2 protein-coding genes are annotated in these 1427 nt (G+C 63.6%); one reads left to right on the plus strand and one right to left on the minus strand.

What is annotated here, in order from left to right; all coding sequences use genetic code 11:
• Positions 1 to 942: arginine--tRNA ligase (gene argS, locus ACFWPJ_RS32820; protein WP_378857405.1), on the minus strand; the 942-nt coding region annotated here is incomplete at its 3' end.
• A gap of 113 nt (positions 943 to 1055) precedes the next feature.
• On the opposite strand from argS, the gene ACFWPJ_RS32825 reads away from it, so the two are divergent.
• Positions 1056 to 1409 carry an NUDIX hydrolase gene (locus tag ACFWPJ_RS32825; protein ID WP_378857407.1) on the plus strand — a complete coding sequence of 118 codons (354 nt, stop codon included), beginning with the start codon at positions 1056 to 1058 and terminating at the stop codon, positions 1407 to 1409.
• Positions 1410 to 1427 lie beyond the last annotated feature (18 nt).

Genomic DNA, 1427 nt, shown 5'->3' on the forward strand with positions numbered 1-1427 from the left:
CACTGCCGGCTTATAATCGGGGCCGGTGACATGTTCGGACAGCACCACGACCGCGCCGTCACTGTCGACAGCGACGCCCTTGTCCAGCAGTTCGGTGACCGTGTCGGCGAGCTGGTCGTTGTAGAACGACTCACCGACATAGTCGTCGGGAGTGAGCAGCACACCGAGCCGGTCGTAGATCGCGCCGAACGCTTTCTCGGACTCGGCGACGATCTCCCGCCACCGCGCCACCGTGTCGGGGTCACCAGCTTGCAGCGCAACCACACGGGTCCGCGCCCGGTCGGCGAATCCCGGATCGGAATCGAACTGCTGCCGGGCCGCCTTGTACAGGCTGTCCAGTGCCGACACCGAACTGGTTTCGGCGTCGAGTTCCTCTGTATGCCAAGGCGATTCGGGGTGTTCGTCGATGTATTGGATGAGCATGCCGAACTGGGTGCCCCAGTCGCCCAAATGGTTCGCGCGAACGACGTCGGCACCGAGGAACCCGAAGACCCGGGCCAGGCTGTCACCGATGATGGTGGTCCGCAGGTGCCCGACGTGCATTTCCTTCGCCACGTTCGGCGCCGAGTAATCGATGACGACCCGTTGCCCGTCTTCGGTGGTGGGGACGCCGAGCCGGTCGTCGGCCAGTCGCGCGGCGACGGTTTCCCACACCGCTGAATCGGCCAGGGTGATGTTCAAAAACCCTGGGCCCGACACCTTTACGTCGGCGATCACACCGTCGGTGAGATCAACCCCGGCGGCAAGATCGGCACCGAGCTGTTGCGGCGCCATGCCGACCCGCTTCGCCAACGGCAGCGCGGCGTTGGATTGGAAATCGGCTCGATCGGATCGTCGCACTACCGGGTCCGCATCCGCCATTTCCGGACGGACTCGGGCGATCGCCTCCGCCACAGCGACAGCGACACGTCCGAGCAGCGGTACAACACCGGCAGAGCTCACCTTGGTTTCCTTTCGATGGGATGGTGAACCCATTGTCGCAGCTGCCTCATGCTGCATGACCAGGGTCGACCTGTTCGCCGCGAACGTGGCTTCGACCGGCTACCGTCGGGAGTGTGAGCGACACACAGTGGAAGATCCTCGGCGAGAATCTGGTGGACGAGAACCGACATATCGCCCTGAAGACTGTCGACATCGAACTGCCCGACGGCGTCCGCTTCACCCAGTACGTCGCGAAGATGCCCCGGTGCGCGATGACACTGGTGATCAACGCTTCCCGTGAGGTTCTGCTGATGCGCCGCCACCGGTTCATCATCGACCAGTGGGTATGGGAAGTACCTGGCGGCTATGTCGACGGCGCCGAATACGTAGCGTCGGCCCCCGCGCGCGAGGTCGAGGAAGAGACAGGGTGGCGACCCCTTTCGATAGAACACCACCAAACCAAAACCCCCCCCAAACGCCCACAATAACAACCCCCCGAGAAAAAC

The sequence above is a fragment of the Nocardia sp. NPDC058497 genome (assembly GCF_042720195.1).
In the GTDB taxonomy this organism is placed as follows: Bacteria; Actinomycetota; Actinomycetes; order Mycobacteriales; family Mycobacteriaceae; genus Nocardia.